At 68.0% G+C, this 18,075-nt stretch carries 15 protein-coding genes; 11 read left to right on the plus strand and 4 right to left on the minus strand.

Annotation, left to right across the window (positions count from 1 at the left end; all coding sequences use genetic code 11):
* Positions 1–37: 37 nt before the first annotated feature.
* Positions 38–1,579, plus strand: coding sequence for a choline-sulfatase (gene betC, locus TSH64_RS21355; RefSeq protein WP_109452905.1), 1,542 nt, complete (start codon positions 38–40; stop codon positions 1,577–1,579).
* 55 nt (positions 1,580–1,634) lie between these two features.
* The gene (gene choX, locus TSH64_RS21360) at positions 1,635–2,621 is read left to right on the plus strand and encodes a choline ABC transporter substrate-binding protein (RefSeq protein WP_199237625.1); all 987 of its coding nucleotides are present in this window, start codon (positions 1,635–1,637) and stop codon (positions 2,619–2,621) included.
* Between the two features lie 286 nt (positions 2,622–2,907).
* Here the strand turns inward: choX and TSH64_RS21365 are convergent, their stop codons facing one another.
* Entirely contained in the window at positions 2,908–4,359 is a 1,452-nt protein-coding gene (locus tag TSH64_RS21365; RefSeq protein WP_109448044.1) for an aldehyde dehydrogenase family protein, read from the minus strand.
* Between the two features lie 208 nt (positions 4,360–4,567).
* Between TSH64_RS21365 and TSH64_RS21370 the strand changes: the two genes are divergently transcribed.
* Genes TSH64_RS21370 through TSH64_RS21380 form a run of 3 tightly spaced genes read left to right on the plus strand, consistent with a single transcriptional unit; the run spans position 4,568 to position 9,285 of the window.
* Complete coding sequence (locus TSH64_RS21370) at positions 4,568–8,326, plus strand: PAS domain-containing protein (protein WP_109448046.1); 3,759 nt, start codon at positions 4,568–4,570, stop codon at positions 8,324–8,326.
* Positions 8,319–8,705, plus strand: a complete 387-nt coding sequence (locus TSH64_RS21375) for a response regulator (protein ID WP_109448048.1) — start codon at positions 8,319–8,321, stop codon at positions 8,703–8,705. Before TSH64_RS21370 ends, TSH64_RS21375 begins: the two co-directional genes overlap by 8 nt.
* A 7-nt stretch (positions 8,706–8,712) precedes the next feature.
* Positions 8,713–9,285: a DUF533 domain-containing protein gene (locus TSH64_RS21380; RefSeq protein ID WP_109448050.1), complete on the plus strand. Its 573-nt coding sequence runs from the start codon at positions 8,713–8,715 to the stop codon at positions 9,283–9,285.
* 28 nt (positions 9,286–9,313) lie between these two features.
* Here the strand turns inward: TSH64_RS21380 and TSH64_RS21385 are convergent, their stop codons facing one another.
* The 3 genes from TSH64_RS21385 to TSH64_RS21395 form a co-directional block, all read right to left on the minus strand.
* Positions 9,314–9,745 carry a CBS domain-containing protein gene (locus TSH64_RS21385; RefSeq protein ID WP_244592406.1) on the minus strand — a complete coding sequence of 144 codons (432 nt, stop codon included), beginning with the start codon at positions 9,743–9,745 and terminating at the stop codon, positions 9,314–9,316.
* A 106-nt stretch (positions 9,746–9,851) separates the two neighbouring features.
* Positions 9,852–11,618: an SLC13 family permease gene (locus TSH64_RS21390; protein WP_109448052.1), complete on the minus strand. Its 1,767-nt coding sequence runs from the start codon at positions 11,616–11,618 to the stop codon at positions 9,852–9,854.
* 134 nt (positions 11,619–11,752) lie between these two features.
* Positions 11,753–13,624, minus strand: coding sequence for a diguanylate cyclase (locus TSH64_RS21395; protein ID WP_109448054.1), 1,872 nt, complete (start codon positions 13,622–13,624; stop codon positions 11,753–11,755).
* A 351-nt stretch (positions 13,625–13,975) separates the two neighbouring features.
* Here TSH64_RS21395 and TSH64_RS21400 point away from each other — a divergent pair, with 351 nt between their 5' ends.
* The 6 genes from TSH64_RS21400 (at position 13,976) to TSH64_RS35680 (ending at position 18,075) form a co-directional block, all read left to right on the plus strand.
* Positions 13,976–14,383, plus strand: coding sequence for a hypothetical protein (locus TSH64_RS21400; RefSeq protein ID WP_109448056.1), 408 nt, complete (start codon positions 13,976–13,978; stop codon positions 14,381–14,383).
* Positions 14,384–14,659: 276 nt separating this feature from the next.
* Positions 14,660–15,202: a hypothetical protein gene (locus TSH64_RS21405; RefSeq protein WP_109448058.1), complete on the plus strand. Its 543-nt coding sequence runs from the start codon at positions 14,660–14,662 to the stop codon at positions 15,200–15,202.
* 205 nt (positions 15,203–15,407) lie between these two features.
* On the plus strand, positions 15,408–15,872 hold the full coding sequence (locus tag TSH64_RS21410) for a hypothetical protein (protein ID WP_109448060.1): 465 nt from the start codon (positions 15,408–15,410) through the stop codon (positions 15,870–15,872).
* 33 nt (positions 15,873–15,905) lie between these two features.
* Positions 15,906–16,253, plus strand: coding sequence for a hypothetical protein (locus TSH64_RS21415; RefSeq protein ID WP_109448062.1), 348 nt, complete (start codon positions 15,906–15,908; stop codon positions 16,251–16,253).
* Positions 16,254–16,535: 282 nt separating this feature from the next.
* Positions 16,536–17,246, plus strand: a complete 711-nt coding sequence (locus tag TSH64_RS21420) for a Crp/Fnr family transcriptional regulator (protein ID WP_109448064.1) — start codon at positions 16,536–16,538, stop codon at positions 17,244–17,246.
* A gap of 103 nt (positions 17,247–17,349) precedes the next feature.
* Positions 17,350–18,075, plus strand: coding sequence for a hypothetical protein (locus TSH64_RS35680; protein ID WP_158285402.1), 726 nt, complete (start codon positions 17,350–17,352; stop codon positions 18,073–18,075).

The following is an 18,075-nucleotide window of genomic DNA, read 5'->3' on the forward strand; positions in this document are numbered from 1 at the left end:
GAACGATCTGTCCACAGACGGTATGAAGCAGGCGGATATGGCGCGGCGTCCCAACATCCTCATTCTCATGGCCGACCAGATGATCCCGCAGGCGCTCGGCGCCTACGGCAATCCGACGGTGCGGACACCGAACATCGACCGGCTGGCGGAAAGCGGCGTGGTGTTCGACAGCGCCTACTGCAACAGTCCGCTCTGCGCCCCCTCGCGCTATGTCTTCCTGTCGGGACGGCTGCCCTCGGCCATCGGCGCCTACGACAACGCCGCCGAATTCCCCTCCACCGTCCCCACCTTCGCCCATTATCTGCGGCTGGCGGGCTACCGGACGATTTTGTCCGGCAAGATGCATTTCTGCGGGGCCGACCAGTTGCACGGCTTCGAGGAACGGCTGACCACCGACATCTACCCGGCCGACTTCGGCTGGACGCCGGACTGGACCAGGCCCGATGTGCGGCCGAGCTGGTATCACAACATGAGTTCGGTGCGCGATGCCGGCCCCTGCCTGCGCACCAACCAGCTCGACTTCGACGAGGAGGTGGTTTTCACTTCGGAGCGCAAGCTGTACGACATCGCCCGCGGCCGGCGGGAACGGCCCTTCTGCTTCGTGGTGTCGCTGACCCACCCGCACGACCCCTACGCCATCACCGAGCGCTACTGGAACCGCCACTCCGACGCGGAGGTGCCGTTGCCGCGCGTCACACTGGCGCCGGACGAGATGGACCCGCATTCGCGGCGGTTGCGCCATGTCTGTGCCATGGACGAGATGCCGCTCAGCGAACGGCAGATCCGCAATGCCCGCCGCGCCTATTACGGGTCCGTCGCCTATGTCGACGACCAGATCGGCCGGCTCATGACCGTGCTTGAGGAAACCGGGTTGGCCGAGGACACCATCGTCGTCCTGCTGTCCGACCATGGCGACATGCTGGGCGAACGCGGCCTGTGGTACAAGATGAGCTTCTTCGAGTCCGCCTGCCGCATCCCGCTGATCGTCCGGGCGCCGGGCTGGTTCCAGGCCGGGCGGGTCGCCGCCTCGGTCTCGTCTATGGATCTGCTGCCGACCCTGGTCGATTTCGCCCATGACGGGGCGGCGACCAGCCTGCGGACCCCCATCGACGGGCGCAGCCTGCTGCCGCACCTTCAGCGCAGCGGCGGCCATGACGAGGTGATCGGCGAATATCTGGGTGAAGGCGCCGTGGCGCCGATTGTGATGATCCGGCGGGGAAGCGAGAAATTCATCCATTCGCCGGCCGATCCCGACCAGCTCTACGACCTGTCCGACGACCCGGACGAGCTGACCAACCGGGCGGGACAGCCTGCCGCCGGCCCGGCGGAGGCCGATGCCCTGCAACGCTACCGCGCCGAGGTGGATCGGCGCTGGGATCTGGCGCGCCTGCATGAGGAGGTCGTCGCCAGCCAGCAGTTGCGCCTTCTGGTCGGCGACGCGCTGCGGCAGGGGCAGCACCGCTCCTGGGATTTCCAGCCTTTCACCGATGCAGGCACCAGCTATATGCGCAACCATCTGGATCTCGACGATCTGGAAGCCATGGCGCGCTTCCCGCGCCCCGGCATCCCTGCGCAGTAGGACGGCGCGGCGGCGCGCCGGAACTCGACCGTCAACCGACAGGAGGGAAAGCAGCATGCATGGACCCGGGGTTGCAAAGGGCGGTTTGGCGGCAGGACGTGCGGCGCTGGCCGGCCTGATGGCCGTGTTCGGGATGGCGGCCGGGTTGTCGGCGGCATCGGCGGCGGAACCCGCAAGCTGCCAGACGGTGAGGATGGCGGATCCCGGCTGGACCGACATCACCGCGACGAATGCGGTGGCGGGCACGCTGCTGAGCGCGCTGGGCTACCAGCAGAAGATCGAGACGGTCGCCGTACCGATCATTTTCCAGGGGCTGAAGACCGCGCAGATCGATGTCTTCCTCGGCAACTGGATGCCGGCCCAATCCACCTTCCTCGACAAGCTGATCGCCGAGAAATCCGTCGAGATCGTTCGACCGAACCTGGAGAACGCCAAATTCACCTTGGCGGTGCCGAAGGCAGTGGCCGATGCCGGTGTGCACAGCTTCGCCGACCTCGCCCGGTTCGGTGACCGGTTTGAAAAGAAGATCTACGGGATCGAGCCGGGGGCGCCGGCAAACCAGAACATCCAGCGCATGCTCGACAAGAAGGATTTCGGACTGGAAGGCTGGACGCTGGTCGAATCGAGCGAGCAGGCCATGCTGGCCCAGGCGGTGCGCCGGACCCGCAGCAAGGATTGGGTGGTCTTCCTCGGCTGGCAGCCGCACCCGATGAACACCCGGATCGACATGACCTATCTCAGCGGCGGCGACGCCTATTTCGGCCCGAACTATGGCAGTACCACGGTCAACACCCTGTCCCGGCGCGGCTACGGCAACGACTGCACGAATGTCCACCGCCTGTTCGGCCAGCTCGCCTTCACCGTCGGGATGGAGAACGAGATCATGGCCGCCATTACGGACGACAAGAAGGCGCCGAAGGACGCTGCCGCCGACCATCTGAAGGCGCATCCCGACCTGCTCGGCCCCTGGCTGGCCGGCGTGTCGACCCGCGACGGCAAGGACGGCGCCGCGGCCGTGCGCACGGCATTGGGCCTGAAGTGACGCAACCGTACGAAATGAGAACGACAAGGAGATGAACGACATGCTCGCCGCGTTGCGCGCATGGGTCCGGGCCCGCTTCCCGTCCTGGTTCCGTCCGTCCTACCGGCCCGAACGCCATTACATGCGAGGCCCCTCAGGCCGACGATAAGGCCGGAGCGTTCAATGGATGCTCGTTTTCATGATCCGGTCGTTCTGAGGCGCAGCGCCACCCTGGCCGGCCACCCAACCCATGGGCGGCCGGCTTCACCGGAATCAGATGGAGCACAAGGCTCCATCACAGGTGGTTTCAGGGCGCGTAGCCGACGGTCCCCTTGATCTCCAGGAACTCCTCCAGCCCGAAATCGGCATATTCGCGCCCGTTGCCGGACTGCTTGTAGCCGCCGAAGGGCGCGCCGGCGTCCCAGGCCGGGTGGTTGATGTAGACGTTCCCGCTGCGCATCTGCGCCGCCACCTTGCGGGCACGCTCCAGCGAGCCCGACTGCACATAGGAGGCGAGGCCGTAGGGCGTGTCGTTGGCGCGGCGGATCGCCTCTTCCTCGCTGCCATAGGGGAGGATCGCCAGCACCGGACCGAAGATCTCCTCGCGCGCGATGGTCATGTCGTCGGTGACGTTGGCGAAGACCGTCGGCCGGACATAATAGCCGCGGTTCAGCCCTTCCGGGCGGCCGGGGCCGCCGGTGACGAGGTCGGCGCCCTCGGCGATGCCGGTCTCGATCAGGCGCTGGATCTTGTCGTACTGGACCTGGCTGACGACCGGACCGAGCCGGGTGTCGGCGGCGGACGGCGCATCGACCTTCAGCCGTTCGGCCGTGGTCTTCGCGATCTCGACCGCCTGGTCGTGCAGGGCGGCCGGCACGAACATCCGGGTCGGGGCGTTGCACGACTGGCCGCTGTTGCTCATGCAGCTCTCGACGCCCAGCTTCACGGCGCGGTTCAGGTCGGCATCGTCCAGGATGATGTTGGCGGACTTGCCGCCCAGTTCCTGATGCACCCGCTTGACCGTGTCGGCCGCCGCCTTGGCGACGAGGATGCCGGCCCGCGTCGATCCGGTGAAGGACACCATGTCGACGCCCGGATGGCGGGCGATGGCCTCGCCCACCGTCGGCCCGTCGCCGTTGACAAGGTTGAAGACGCCCTTCGGCACGCCGGCCTCATGGACGGCTTCGGCGAAGAGGATAGCGTTGAGCGGGGCGATCTCGCTCGGCTTCAGCACCATGGTGCAGCCGGCGGCCAGCGCCGGCGCCACCTTGCACATGATCTGGTTGATCGGCCAGTTCCACGGCGTGATCATGCCGACGACGCCGATCGGCTCCTTGCTGATCAGGGTGGAGCCGCGCAATTCCTCGAACGCGAAGCCTTCCAGCGTCTCGATCATCCGGGAGAGGTGGGCGGTTCCCATGGCCGCCTGCGAGCGATGGGCCAGCGTCTTCGGCGCCCCCATCTCACGCGACAGGATGTCCGCGACGGCGTCGTAACGCGCCTTGTAGCACTCCAGCAGACGCCGCATCAGGGCGAGCCGCTCCTCGCGCGAGGTGGCGGCAAAGGCCGGGAAGGCGGCGCGGGCCGCGGCGACCGCCCGGTCGACATCCTCCGCCGTGCCCATCGCGATGGTGGCGAAGGCCTCCTCCGTCGCCGGATCGATCACGTCGAGCGTCGTGCCGCCCGCCGTCCCGGTCGCGGGCCCGTTCGCCGGATCCACCCAGGCGCCGTCGATGTAGAATTTCAGGCTGTTCGACATCCATGCCTCGTGTTCGTACAGTGGCGGGAACGGCTGCCTGACCAGGGACCGGAGCAGCCGCTCCGCAGGTCGGAGGAAAATAGCCCTCCGCACGACAGACCGGAAGCCGCAACACACCGTTCCTGTCAGGGGTACCCAGCACGCCGCCGTGAACGAAAGCCGCCGCCGGCTGTTTCCGTTGCTGTCCCTCCCCGTCCGACCATGGTTCATGCCCCCCGACCGAGCGTCCCAGACCGACACCCCGTCCAGCAGCCAGCTCGCCGCCAGCCTCACCCGCAGGGAGAAGCAGCACGGCCTGCTGGCCCGCTTCGGCTTGGCCGCCCTGAAAAGCACCGACATCGCCGACCTGTTGCAGCAGGCGACCTCCCTCTCCGCCAAAGCGCTGGAGGCCGAGCTTTGCAAGGCGCTGGAATGGGTAAAGGAGGACGATGGTAGCGAATGTCTGCTGGTTTGCGCCGGTGTCGGCTGGCATCCCGGCGTGGTCGGCCAGCGGTCGGTCGGCGCCGACCTCGCCTCGCCTGCCGGCTACGCGCTGAAGACCGGCGAGCCGGTCATCACAAACGACCTCGCCGCCGAGTCCCGTTTCCGCTGCCCCGACCTACTGGCCGAACACGGAGTGACGCGCGCCATCAACGTGATCATCCGCGGCGAGGGCGCGCCCTTCGGCGTGCTGGAGGTCGACAGCGGCCGGGAGGGCCGCTTCGACGCCGCCGACGCCGCCTTCCTCCAGGGCGTCGCCAACCTGCTGGGCGGCGCCATCGACCGCGCCAACGATGCCGCCGAACGCCGCCGCACAGAAGCACTGCTGCGCGAGAACGAGGCCCAGTTCCGCGGTCTCGCCGACCTGATCCCGCAGCTGACCTGGATGGCCGATGCCAGCGGCGCGATCTATTGGTACAACCGGCGCTGGTACGAGTATACGGGTGCCAGGCCGGGCGAGACGGAGGGCTGGAACTGGCGGAGCGTCCACCACCCCGACCATGTCGACCGCGCCTCCGATGGTTTCTTCCGCGCAATCCGCACCGGCGAGCCGTGGGAGGACACCTTCCCCCTGCGCGGCAGGGACGGCCAGTACCGCTGGTTCCTGTCGCGCGCCGTTCCGGTGAACGGCCCGGATGGGCGCATCCTGCGCTGGCTGGGCACCAACACCGACGTGACCGAGCAGCGCAAGGCCGAATCCCGGATCATGGAGGCGGAACGCCGGCTGCAACTGGCGCTGCGCGCCGCGCGCATCGGTGCCTGGTCTTGGGATTTAGAGGAGGACCGCATCGAGGCCGACGGCCGGCTGCGCGAGATCTTCGACTTCACCGCGGACCAGCCGATAAACGGCTCCGACGTGACCGGCCGCGTCCATCCCGACGACCAGCCGCGGATCGGCGGGATCATCGAGACCGCCCGGCGGGAACGCGGCGAATATGACGCCGAATTCCGCATCCTGCTGCCGTCCGGCGAAATCCGCTGGGCGGTGGCACGGGGCGTGGTGACCGACAGCACGCCGGAACGCAGCCTGACCCTGATCGGCGTGACCTGGGACACCACCGACGCCAAGCGGGCGGAGGAGAAGTTGCGCCTCAGCGAGGAGCGCTTCCGCTCGCTGGTCGAGGCGACCGCCGCCATCGTCTGGTACACCTCCGGCGCCGGCCGCTTCGAGGCTCCGCAGCCGAGCTGGAGCAGCTTCACCGGCCAGACCTCCGACGAGCTGAAGGGCATCGGCTGGGTCGAGGCCATCCATCCCGACGACCGCCCCCACACCTCGGAAGCCTGGCGGGCCGCGCGGGCGGGGCGGACAATCTACAAGACGGAACACCGCCTGCGCCGATACGACGGCGTCTACCGCGACATGCTTGTCCGCGCCGTGCCGCTGCTCGACGCCGGCGGGGCCGTTCAGGAATGGGTCGGCGTCCACACCGACATCACCACCCGCCGCCGCGCCGAGGAGGTGTTGCGCGAGACGGAGGAACGCTACCGGCTGGCGGCGCAGGCAACCAACGATGCCATCTGGGACTGGAACCTGTCGTCCGACCGCATCCATTGGAACGAGGCGGTGCGCACCCTGTTCGGCTATGGCGCGGATGCGACCGAGACCTCCGCCTCCTGGTGGATGGACCACATCCATCCCGACGACCAAGACCATGTGGTCACCGGCATCCATGAGGTGATCGACGGCGGCGGCACGCGCTGGAACGACGAATACCGCTTCCGCCGTGCCGACGGCAGCTATGCCAGCATCCTCGACCGCGGCTTCGTGCTGCGCAGCCCCATCGGCCAGCCCCTGCGCATGATCGGCGCCATGCAGGACATCAGCGTGCGCAAGCGGGTGGAGGAGGAACTGGAGGCCGCCCGCTTCACCGCGGAAGAGGCCAACCGGGCCAAGAGCCTGTTCATCGCCAACATGAGCCACGAGCTGCGCACGCCGCTCAGCGCCGTCATCGGCTACACCGAAATGCTGGAGGAGGAACTGGCCGACCTCGGTGTCGACAGCATGCTGCCCGATCTGGAGAAGATCGAGGCGAACGCCCGCCACCTGCTGAACCTGATCAACGGCGTCCTCGACATCTCGAAGATCGAGGCCGGCAAGATGGAGGTGCATGGCGAGGACGCCGACATCGCCGAGCTGACGCGTGAGGTCGCCGCGACGGTGGAGGCGTTGGTGTCCAAGAAGGGCAACCGGCTGGCGGTGGAGGTGGCGGACGGGCTCGGCACCATGCACACCGACGTGGTGAAGGTGCGCCAGTGCCTGTTCAACCTGTTGAGCAACGCCGCGAAATTCACCGAGGACGGCACCATCACCCTGTCGGTGGACCGCGCCGCCCCAGGCCCACAGGGCGTGGATGACGTCACGCCGACCGACATGGTCGTCTTCCGCGTCACCGACACCGGGATCGGCATGACGCCGGAACAGGTCCGCCGGCTGTTTGAACGCTTCATGCAGGCAGACAGCTCCACCACCCGGCGCTTCGGCGGGACCGGGCTCGGGCTGGCGATCACCAAGGCCTTCGCCGACATGCTGGGCGGCGGGATTTCGGTCGACACCGCGCCGGGCCAGGGCACCAGCTTCACGCTCCGCCTTCCCGCCGACCTGCGGTACGGCCGTCTGGCCGGCTCGGCCGACGCCGACCCGTTGAGCGTCGAGGAGGTCACGCCCTCCCCGGCCGCCCGCGAAACGATCCTGATCATCGACGACGAACAGGCGATGCGCGAGTTGCTCGCCCGTTTCCTGCATCGCGAGGGGTTCGGCGTGGCTCTGGCCGCCGACGGGCAGACCGGCCTGTCGATTGCCCGGCAAATCCGCCCGCGCGCCATCCTGCTGGACGTGATGATGCCGCGGACCGACGGCTGGTCGGTGCTGTCGGTGCTGAAGGCCGAACCCGACCTTGCCGACATTCCCGTCATCATCATTTCGTCGCGCCGGGAAAAGGGGCTGGCCCTGTCGCTGGGGGCTGCCGACTATTTCACCAAGCCGGTGGACTGGCAGCGCCTGCACCGGGTGCTGAGCGGTCTCAGTGGGCAGGCACCGGGCACGGCGCTCGTGATGATGGAGGCGGACGAGACCCGCACCCTCCTGGCCGCCGAGCTGGGCCGCGACGGCTGGCAGATCGGCGAGGCCGAAACGGAGGAGGAGGCGTTCCGCCACCTCGCCACCACCTTGCCGACCGTCATCCTGCTCGACCCCGTCATGCCCGGACTGGACGGCTTCGCCTTCCTCAAGGCGCTGGACCGCAACCCGGACTGGCAGGACATCCCCGTCATCGTCGTCGTCGCCCAGCCGATCGGGCGCGATGAGACGGAGGAACTGCGCGGCCGGGTGCAGGACATCATCCCGATGGCAGAGGACGGAGCGGATGGGGTGATCGAGGAGTTGAAGGAAGCGATCGCCCGCCTGCGGCCTGCTCCGCCCGACCGGAGCCCCCAGGAGCGGAGCACGGACGCCGGCGCGACGAACGGAACAGGAGGTACCGATGGCTAAGCTGCTGCTGGTCGAGGATCACGAGGAAATCTGGGACTTCCTGTCGCGCCGGCTGAAGCGGCGCGGGTTCGACGTCGTTCTCGCCTTCGACGGACGGCAGGGGGTGGACATGGCGCGCAGCGAGCGGCCCGACGTCATCCTGCTCGACATGAACCTGCCCATCATCGATGGCTGGACCGCCGCCCGCGAGCTGAAGGCGGAGCAGGAGACCTCCGGCATCCCGATCATCGCGCTGACCGCCCACGCCATGTCCGGCGACCGCGAGAAGACCTTGCAGGCCGGCTGCGACGACTATCACCCCAAGCCGGTCGATTTCTCCCGCCTGCTGACCCAGATCGACACTGCGATGCAGCGCCGCCCGCAAACGGCCGGGGAGTGACCGCGGAATGACCCAAGCCCCTCTCGGCCTGCTGAAGCGCCTTTTCGCCGGAGCGCCCGAGGCACCCGCCGCGGATGCCGCACCGGCGGTCGAACCTGCTCCGCCAAAGTCCCGCCTGGGTCACGAACCGGCGCTGCATGCGATGCTGGGCAGGCAGATCCTCGATGCCCATCTGCGCAACCGCCACCAGCTGCTCGACCGCGCGCCCACCGACTTCCGGACCGCCGACGCAAACGAGACCCATCTGCTGGTCCTTGCCATGTCGGCCGCCGCCCAGGCCGACGGCGAACTGGATGCGGTTGAACGTGGCCGGATCCGGAGCAGGCTCGGCACCAGCAGCCTCGACGAGGAGGCCCGGAGCCGGCTGGAGCAGCTGGTGGACGAACCGCAATGCCTGGAGGAGCTGGTCCGCCGGATCGACACCCCGCGGCTGGCGGCGCGCTTCTACGCCGTGTCGCTGGCGACGGTCGACAAGAACGCGCCGATCAACCGCTCCTACCTGCGCTATCTCGCCCAGCGCCTGGGCCTGCCGGCCGATCTGGTGGTCCGCCTCAACCGGCAGATGGGGCTGCGGCTGTAAAGGGAATGGCGGGGCTTTCGTCCTTCCCTCACACATCCTGCCCGCTGGCGCTGAGTTCGCTCAGCGCCTCGCGGATGGTGTCGGTGTCCAGCAGCATGCGGCGCGAAATGTCGCTCAGCGTCAGCCAGCCGACCACCACCCCGCCCTCGTCCAGCACCGGCAGGCGGCGCACGTGATAGGCGCCCATGATGTCCATGGCGGTGGCCAGCGTATCGGTGTCGCGGCAGCTGAACAGCGCGCTCGACATCACGTCGCGCACCCGCACCCGCGTGTTGTCGCCGCCTTCCGCCACCACCCGGAACAGGATGTCGCGGTCGGTCAGGATGCCGACGAGGTCGTCGGCCGATCCGACCGGCAGGGCGCCGACATCCAGTTCCCCCATAAGAGTCGCGGCGTCCTGCACAGTCGCGTCCGGCGAAATGAACTCCAGCGCCTTCGCCATGATCTCGGAAACCAGCACGGTCGTGATCCTCGTTGTTCAGGCCATCCGGACATTGGACCTGGGGCCGGGCTTGGGCAACGGAGCCCGGCTTCCCATTGTTCCCCTCCCCGCCCAGCCGCTCCTCTCAGCCGCCAAGCGGCCAGACCATGACGATCAGCCAGGTGCCCAGCGCCAGGATGATCAGCGACAGCGGCACGCCCAGCCGCGGATAATCGCCGAACCGGTAGCCGCCCGGCCCCATCACCAGCGTGTTGCACTGGTGGCCGATGGGCGTCAGGAAATCGCTTCCGGCACCGACCGCGACCGCCATCAGGAAGGGGTCGGGGCTGAGCCCCAGCTGCTGCGCCACGCCCGCGCCGATGGGCGCCATCACCAGCACCGTCGCGGCGTTGTTCAGGAACGGCGTCACCGCCATCGCCGCCGCCATGATCAGAGCCACGCAGGCCACCGCCGGAAGGCCGCGCGCGGCATCGGCCAGCAGGGTTGAGATCACCTGTGTCGCCCCGGTGCTCTCCAGCGTGCCGCTGACCGGGATCAGTGCCGCCAGCAGGACGATGATCGGCCATTCCACCGCATGATAGGCATCCTCGACGCTCAGCACGCCGGTGACGATCATCGCCGCCGCCGCCGCCAGGAAGGTGACCGCCAGCGGCGCCAGATGGAAGGCGAGGACCAGCATCGTGACGACCAGGATGCCGACCGGCACCCAGACCGGCCGGCGCCGGCCGAGCTGCAGCCTGCGCTCCGCCAGCGGGATCAGGTTGGCGTCGGCCAGCGCATCCGGATAGCGCTCCGCCGGCACCTGCAGCAGCAGCAGGTCACCCTCCCTGAACATCACATGGTGCAGGCGGCGGGCAAGCCGCTCCCCGGTCCGGCTGACCGCCAGCAGACTGACGCCGAAGCGCCGGCGCAGATCCAGAGAGCGGTCCGATTTGCCGGCCAGCGGCGAGTCCGGCGTCACCACCGCCTCGACCGCCAGCAGTTCGCCCTCCGCCCCCTCCAGGATGCCCAGCGGCTCCAGCGACGCGCCCTGGACGAGGCGTTGCAGGGCGGGGGCATCGCCTTCCAGCACCAGCACGTCGTCGGCCATCAGGGTCCAGTGCTTGTCGGGCACATAGCGGCGGAAACGCTCGCGGATCAGGCCGATCACCTGGGCCTCGCCCTCCGCCAGGGCTTCCACGTCGCGAACGGTGCGCCCGACGAAGGAAGACCGGGCGGGAAGCCTCATCTCGCTGGCGTAATTCTCGACCGCGAAGGTCTCTTCCGCCGAGCGGGCGCCGCTGCGGTCCTGGGGCAGCAGGCGCCAGCCGACCATCAGGAACAGCAGCCCGACCACCGTGATGCCCAGCCCGACCGGCAGGTAGTCGAACATGGAAAATGGCTGGCCGACGATCTCCGTCCGCACGCGCGACACGATGATGTTGGGGGAGGTGCCGACCAGCGTCATCAGCCCGCCCATCAGCGAGGCGAAGGCCATCGGCATCAGCACCCGGTGCGCCCCCGTCCGGTGCCGCCGCGCCAGCTGCATGGTGATCGGCAGGAAGATGGCGAGCGCGCCGATGTTCTTCATCAGTGCCGACATGAAGGCCACCGACCCGCACAGGAAGGCGATCTGCCGCGTCGGCGTGCTGAGCTTCGCCGCCACCGGACGCACCAGCGCGTCGATCACCCCGGACCGGGCGATCCCGGCGCTGACGATCAGGGCGGAGGCGATGATGATGACGATGTCGTCGGCAAAGCCGGAAAAGGCGTCCTTCGCGGGGATCAGCCCCAGGAACACGCCGGCCAGCAGGGCCAGCACCGCAACCACGTCGAACCGCCACCTGTTCCAGATCAGCATCGCCACCACGATGCCCACCAGCGCGAAGGACATGAACTGCTGAAGGGTCATCTGGGGTCCGTTCGTTGAGGTGCCCGAGGATAACCCCATGCCCCCCACCCGCGTTCCCGCAAAGCCTGCGCTCAGGCCCGGATGACCAGGATGCACATCGTCCGACGCCTCGGACTGCACTTTCAGCTTGCCCCCTAGGCAGCGATGGCCCGCCGGTCCCGCCCCGCGCTCTTGGCCGCATACAGCGCCTGATCCGCCGCCGCCAACAGGTCGTCCAGCGTGCTGCGCCGCCGCGTCACGCTGATGCCGATGCTGACGGTGATGGCCAGCATACGGTCCGGCACGGCCACCCGGGCCTGACGGACATCGGCCAGAAGCCGCTCGGCGATGCGGTCGGCGTCGGGACCGTCGGCGCCCGGCAGGATGATGGCGAATTCCTCGCCGCCCAGCCGCCCGAGCAGATCCCCGCCGCGCACCGCCTCCTGGAGAATGTCAGCCAGCATGCGCAGTACATCGTCGCCGGCCTGATGCCCGAAGCCGTCGTTGACCGATTTGAAATGGTCAGCGTCGATCATCAGGACACTGACCGGCCGTCCCTGGCGCCAAACCTCCTCCAGCAGCTCGGCGCCGCGCCCCATGAAGGCGCGCCGGTTCAGCAGCCCGGTCAGCGGATCGAGGTTGGCCAGCTCCCACAGCCTCTCTTCCTGCAGCTTGCGCTCGCGGATGTCGCGAAGCACGCCGACATAGATCGCCTCTCCCTCGCTGTGCGACGCGCCGAGCGTGAGCTCGACCGGAAACTCCACGCCGCTGCGATGGCGCGCCATCAGTTCGCGGACACCAGCCTGCCCGCCCCATCCGTGGCTCGCGACGTCACCGGGATCCTGCAGGTCGCGCAATTGACACGGCAGCAGCAGGTCGATGGTCCGGCCGATCAAGTCCTCGGCGGCATAGCCGAACAGGGTCGTTGCCGCAGGGTTGAGAAACTGGATGGTGCCGGTGCCGTCCACCACCAGCATCGCATCGCGCGCGGTGGAGACGAAAGCGGTCAGCCGCTCTTCGCTGCGCTGCAAGGCGGCCGTGCGTTCGACCACACGCTGCTCCAGCCGGGCGTTGGCTTGCGCCAGCTGGAGCATCGCCCTCCGCCGCCGGGTGACCTGACGGTAGAGCGTGGCGGACAGCACCGCACCGCCGCCGCTCAGCACCAGGTCCAGCAGGAAAAAGACCGGCAAGCGTCCGAGCCAGCCGCCGATCGCCTCCCGGGTTTCGATGTTCGCCGCCGCGATGATGCCGTAGCGGGGACTGACCTGATAGGCGCCGGGGCCGGTCACTCCCGGCAGGATGGAGCCTCGCGTCGTGCTGGCGGTCGTCCCCGGTTCCTGCCCATGGTGGAGGAACAGCGGCCAGTCGCCGGCCGGGCGGCCGAGGCAGTCCATGCTGGGCAGGCATCCGAACACGAAGCCGGACGGCGAAACGATTGCCGCCTGCATGCCCTCCGGCAGCGGAAACGCCTTCAGCATCGCGGAGAAGATTTCCGGGTCGAGGGCTGCGGAGACGATCCCGACGAGGCGGCCGAACCGGTCCTCGACCCGGCGGCTGACCGGCACCATCCATTGCCCGTCGGTCCGGCTGACGACCGGCTTTCCGATGAACAGGATGTCCGCACCGCCGTTCAAATGATACTGGACATAGTCGCGGTCATGCAGATCGCCGCCGACGGGGTGCGACGTGCGGGAGTCGTGGGTCAGGCGCCCGTCCGGCTTGACGACGAAAAGGCTTCGCAGGATCGGTGTGATCCGGTGCTGATGGACCAGAAGGCGATGGATGTCGAACTCTTCGAGGTCCGCAATCCGTTCGGAAAACCGCATGAATTCCGACACCACGGACATGGTGCGGTCCGCGATCTCCAGCACCTCGTCCATATGCTCGGCACTGTGGGCCGTGGTGAGCGAGGCCAAATCCACCATCGACCGGATGTCGGCGCTGCGCTCCGCCGAGAGCAGGCCGCCGAGCACGCCATTCAGCAGGATGATCAGTCCGAGAGTCGTGGCGACCCATACCCGCTTCATGGCGCCCCGTATCCCACAGCGTTCGGAGGAAACCATGCCAGCCGATAGGCTGGTCACGCAATTGGGACCAACCGCAGTCGCCGAACGACCGGCACCCGGCAACTGTATGGTGCTGCACAGCACTCGCTTCACGGTATCGGCTTACTTGCCATTCGGCTCCCATGGCAGAAGTTGTTATGGCGGGCCATAACTTGATCGACCACAGTATCACCGATGATATTCTGAATTCTTTTAAAACAACCACCCACGATACCTGAATGGTTATAATTGGATTTTCCATGGACTCACGATTCGTGCTCTGACATCGTTCGCATACGAACCTTTACGGGGCAGGAAATGGGAGTCAGGGCAATGAAAACTTCATCCACAAGTTTCAAGGTCGCATGCCTGTTCGCAATCGCCGGTCTCGGCATGGGCATTGGAATGGCGGCATCGCAGGATCACACCCTGATGCCGGCCCATGCGCACCTCAATCTTCTGGGCTGGGTGTCGCTGTTCCTGTTCGGCGTCTTCTACCGCCTGCATCCGGCCTTGGAAACCAGCCGTCTTGCAATGACCCAGATCGTCGTCTGGAGTGTCGGCACCGCCTTCCTCACGGTCGCGGTGGCGGCGCTGCATCTCGGTTATGCCGCGTTCGAACCGGTCGCCGCGGTCAGCGCGCTGCTCCTGCTCGGCTCGCTCGGGCTGTTCTCAGTCCTGGTCTTCCGGTCCGGCAAGCTGCCGCAGCCGGCAACACGGGCGATGACCGCGGCAGAGTGAGTCCTGAGGGTTCCGGGACCGCGCTCATCCGCTGTCCCGCAATGCATACGCAACGGGCGCGCACAGCTGGCGACAGCGGCGCGCCCGTTGCGTTTCAAAGGCGCGTCATCGGCTGGCCGGCACCGGCCGAGCGCCTGAATTTCGGCATAAAACAGCGCTGACCGGCAAAACACCGCTGTTTGTGGTGCGGCTCACATCCGGGACTCCGGCTCTTGGGTAGGGTCTGTCCATCGGCAACACGCCGCACCCCGCGGCCCCGAAAACAGGAGACAGACCATGATCCGCACCGCCCTGCTGACCGGCTTCGCTTCGCTCGCCCTGTTCGCCGCTCCGGCGATGGCCCAGAACATCTCCGACATCTCCAACACCGCGGCCGGCATCGGCAACACCGCCAACCAGAGCGCGCTGGTCATGCAGAAGTCCAAGGGCCCCTTCGCCGGCCCGAACAGCGCCACCGTCTCCAACCTCGCCGCCGGCATCGGCAACACGGCCAACCAGGAAGCCTTCGTGAAGCAGCGGAGCGGCGGCCTGTTCAACGGCGGCTCGGCGGCCACCATCGGCAACACCGCGGCGGGCATCGGCAACAACGCCGGCCAGATGGCAACGGTGATGCAGCGGAGCGGCGGCCTGCTGAGCGGCGGGAACATCGCCAACGTCGGCAACACGGCGGCCGGCATCGGCAACACCGCCCTGCAGAGCGGCACGGTGCTGCAGCGTTCGGGCGGGCTGGTCGGGCCCTTCAACCGCAGCAACATGCAGAACCTGTCGGCCGGCGTCGGCAACTTCGCCGGACAGAGCGCCCTGGTCAGGCAGCGCTGACCTTCCCCCTCCTCCCGGCCTCCTCCCTGACCTCGCTCCGGCCGGCAACGGCCGGAGCATTTTTCTGCCCGCCGGCTTCCTGTCCGATCAGGAGGGAAATCCGCCCGCGGTTGTGGGGCAACTCACAGAAGCCGTTCCGGCACTTCACTTAAGCTTTCCACAAGGACGCCACCCACCCCCATCCCCAATCGAAGGAAATCCCGCCATGATCCGCACCTGTGTTCTGGGCACCCTTGCCGCCATGCTGCTCGCCACTCCCGCCCTGGCGCAAAACAAGCCCGTCGGCCCGCTCACCGGCCCCGGCATGCCGTCGATGATGGCGGTACCCGGACTGGTCAGCACCAATGTCGGTAACGCCACCAATGTCGGCGCCGGCATCGGCAACTCGGCACAGCAGCAGGGCGTTTTCCTTCAGGGCGGTGGCGGTGCTCCCGTCCGCGGCGTCGGCCCGCTGGTCAGCACCAATGTCGGCACCGCCACCAACGTCGCCGCCGGCATCGGCAACAGCGCCGGTCAGAGGCTGCTGGGCATCCAGGGCAGCGGTGTACAGGTCGGGCTGAACTTCAGCGGCCGCGGCCCCCTGGTCAGCACCAATGTCGGGGTCGGCACCAACGTCACCGCCGGGATCGGCAACACCGCCGCACAATCGCTGACCGGCCTTCGCCGCTGAGCGCTCTTTTCCCTCCAATCCAGGAGGTCCCCGATGCCGAGGCTCCCGACACTCCTCGCTCTCGCCGCACCCGCTCTGCTGGTCCTGGCCGTTTCGGCCCCGGTGCAGGCCGACTCCCTCTCCTGCCAGACGGTCAACGGCAAGACCGTCTGCATGCGGGGGTCGGGAACGCTGAGCTGCGTGACGCACAACGGCCGGACCCGCTGTTCGGCCACCCCGTCCGACCCGCAGTCCGAAGTCGTTCCCGATGCGGAAATCCAACGGCTTCCCCGCCCAATCACGCCCGATCTGCACAGCCTGCTCGAGCGCCGGGGCTTCCCCTTCGACCATCGGGCGCACTCCCTGACCCTGGAGAACGATGACGATCCGGACATCGACTGATCCCCGCCGAACCGCGAAACCGGAGGAACCGACGGAGTTGGTCCGCTAAGGACGATCCACCGCACCATCCCGCAATCGAAGGGCGGCCGGCAGACGCCGGTCGCCCTGTTTGCATCCGACCAGCACACGAACGGGGCAGAAGCGCCGACGACGGCGTACCGCCTTTGACGGCGGGGGTCGGGTCGGTTGCCGGCGTACCATTCCCCGCATCGTCACACCGAAGTCTTCACACCCGCGCCTTCACACCCGCGTCGTCAGCCGAAGCTCAGCCAAGAGGCCGCCATGACCGCGATACGGATCAATTTCGACAAGGATCTCGTCCTTGCCGGACATTTCCTGCTCAAGCATCTGGAGCGGGAGGAAAGGCATCGTCTGGCGACCGCCGCGCGGCTGTCCCACCACGCACGCGGCGCCATGATCTTCCAGAAGGGCGATCCCGGCGACAGCATGATGGCGGTCATCCGCGGCCGGGTGAAGATCTGCTGCCATTCCATGGACGGCAAGGAACTGGTGCTGAGCATAATCAACAAGGGCGGCCTCTTCGGCGAGATCGCCCTGCTGGATGGCGAGCCGCGCACCGCCGACGCGGTGGCCCTGGAGGAAACCGACCTTCTGGTGCTGGACCGGTCGCAGCTGATGCCGGTGCTGACGGCAAGGCCGGATCTGGCCTTCCGCATCATCAGCGTGCTGTGCCAGCGGCTGCGCCAGACCAGCGAGCATCTGGAGGACACGCTGTTCCTGGAAGCGCCCTCCCGCTTCGCCCGCGCCCTGAAGCGGCTGGGCGATGCCTTTGGCAAGCCGGGGCCGGAGGGGCTGCGGCTGGACATCAAGCTGTCGCAGCAGCAGTTGGGCTGCCTCGTCGGCGTCTCGCGCGAGAGCGTCAACAAGCTGCTGAACGAGTGGCAGCGTGCCGGCGTGATCGGGATGGACGCAGGCTATATCGTCATCCGCGACACCGGCGCCCTGGACGACATCGCCGACTCCTGCGGCTGAAACGCCAATCCGGCGCCGCTTGTGAGCCGCGCCACAGCGCCCTGGTCCGATCGGCATCAAGATGCTCCCCACACCCGGCCGTCAGCCACTGAGGGAGCCCGCGATGATGTCGTCCCGCACCGTTTTCCTGCCTGCCTTCGCCGCCCTGCTGCTGACCGCCGGGACGGCCGCGGCCCAGGTCACCGGCGGCATCGCCTTTCCGCCCGGCCCGATCCCCGGCGCGGCGATGGCGCAGGCCTTCGCCCAGACACCCCGGCTGCCGGTGTCGGTGAACCCGACGCCCCGCGGCGCCCCTCCCGGCGCGATGGTCACCAACCCGTCCCTGCGCCGGTCTTCCGTGAACCAGCAGGCGATCACCCGCATCCGCGGCGATGCCGGCTATCTCGCCGGCTTCAACAAGGGGCAACCGCTGGCCGCCAGCCGTCAGCCCCCGGTGCAGCCGGTCGACCCCAGCTTCACCATCATCGATGCCCCCTTCATCGTGAACAATTTCAACAGCGCGCTGAACTTCGCCTTCGGCGACGGCAACATCAGCCAGCAGCAGCTCGGCGACGGCACCGCGGCGGGCAGCGCCGGCCCGGTGGAGACCGCCGCCCCGGCGCCGGCGCCCGAACCGGCCCCGCTTCCCGCTCCGGCCCCCGCTTCGACCGCCAAGCCGGCCGGACCTTCGACCCTCGATATGCTGATGAGCACAGCCGGGCCGCTGCCACATCTGCCTGCGGCGCTGGCCCATGGCGGTGTGCAGTTCAACAATGTGAACACCACGACCAACACCGCCGTCGGCACGGGGAACCGGGCGACCCAGAAGACGGTCACGGTCCAGCGCTGA

The sequence above is a fragment of the Azospirillum sp. TSH64 genome, from assembly GCF_003116035.1.
Lineage (GTDB): Bacteria > Pseudomonadota > Alphaproteobacteria > Azospirillales > Azospirillaceae > Azospirillum.

What these genes read in the sequence shown, in the direction of transcription:
- betC (WP_109452905.1), top strand. Translation starts at nt 38, where the DNA reads ATGGCGCGGCGTCCCAACATCCTCATTCTCATGGCCGACCAGATGATC.
- choX (WP_199237625.1), top strand. Translation starts at nt 1,635, where the DNA reads ATGCATGGACCCGGGGTTGCAAAGGGCGGTTTGGCGGCAGGACGTGCG.
- TSH64_RS21365 (WP_109448044.1), bottom strand. Translation starts at nt 4,359, where the DNA reads ATGTCGAACAGCCTGAAATTCTACATCGACGGCGCCTGGGTGGATCCG.
- TSH64_RS21370 (WP_109448046.1), top strand. Translation starts at nt 4,568, where the DNA reads ATGCCCCCCGACCGAGCGTCCCAGACCGACACCCCGTCCAGCAGCCAG.
- TSH64_RS21375 (WP_109448048.1), top strand. Translation starts at nt 8,319, where the DNA reads ATGGCTAAGCTGCTGCTGGTCGAGGATCACGAGGAAATCTGGGACTTC.
- TSH64_RS21380 (WP_109448050.1), top strand. Translation starts at nt 8,713, where the DNA reads ATGACCCAAGCCCCTCTCGGCCTGCTGAAGCGCCTTTTCGCCGGAGCG.
- TSH64_RS21390 (WP_109448052.1), bottom strand. Translation starts at nt 11,618, where the DNA reads ATGACCCTTCAGCAGTTCATGTCCTTCGCGCTGGTGGGCATCGTGGTG.
- TSH64_RS21395 (WP_109448054.1), bottom strand. Translation starts at nt 13,624, where the DNA reads ATGAAGCGGGTATGGGTCGCCACGACTCTCGGACTGATCATCCTGCTG.
- TSH64_RS21400 (WP_109448056.1), top strand. Translation starts at nt 13,976, where the DNA reads ATGAAAACTTCATCCACAAGTTTCAAGGTCGCATGCCTGTTCGCAATC.
- TSH64_RS21405 (WP_109448058.1), top strand. Translation starts at nt 14,660, where the DNA reads ATGATCCGCACCGCCCTGCTGACCGGCTTCGCTTCGCTCGCCCTGTTC.
- TSH64_RS21410 (WP_109448060.1), top strand. Translation starts at nt 15,408, where the DNA reads ATGATCCGCACCTGTGTTCTGGGCACCCTTGCCGCCATGCTGCTCGCC.
- TSH64_RS21415 (WP_109448062.1), top strand. Translation starts at nt 15,906, where the DNA reads ATGCCGAGGCTCCCGACACTCCTCGCTCTCGCCGCACCCGCTCTGCTG.
- TSH64_RS21420 (WP_109448064.1), top strand. Translation starts at nt 16,536, where the DNA reads ATGACCGCGATACGGATCAATTTCGACAAGGATCTCGTCCTTGCCGGA.
- TSH64_RS35680 (WP_158285402.1), top strand. Translation starts at nt 17,350, where the DNA reads ATGATGTCGTCCCGCACCGTTTTCCTGCCTGCCTTCGCCGCCCTGCTG.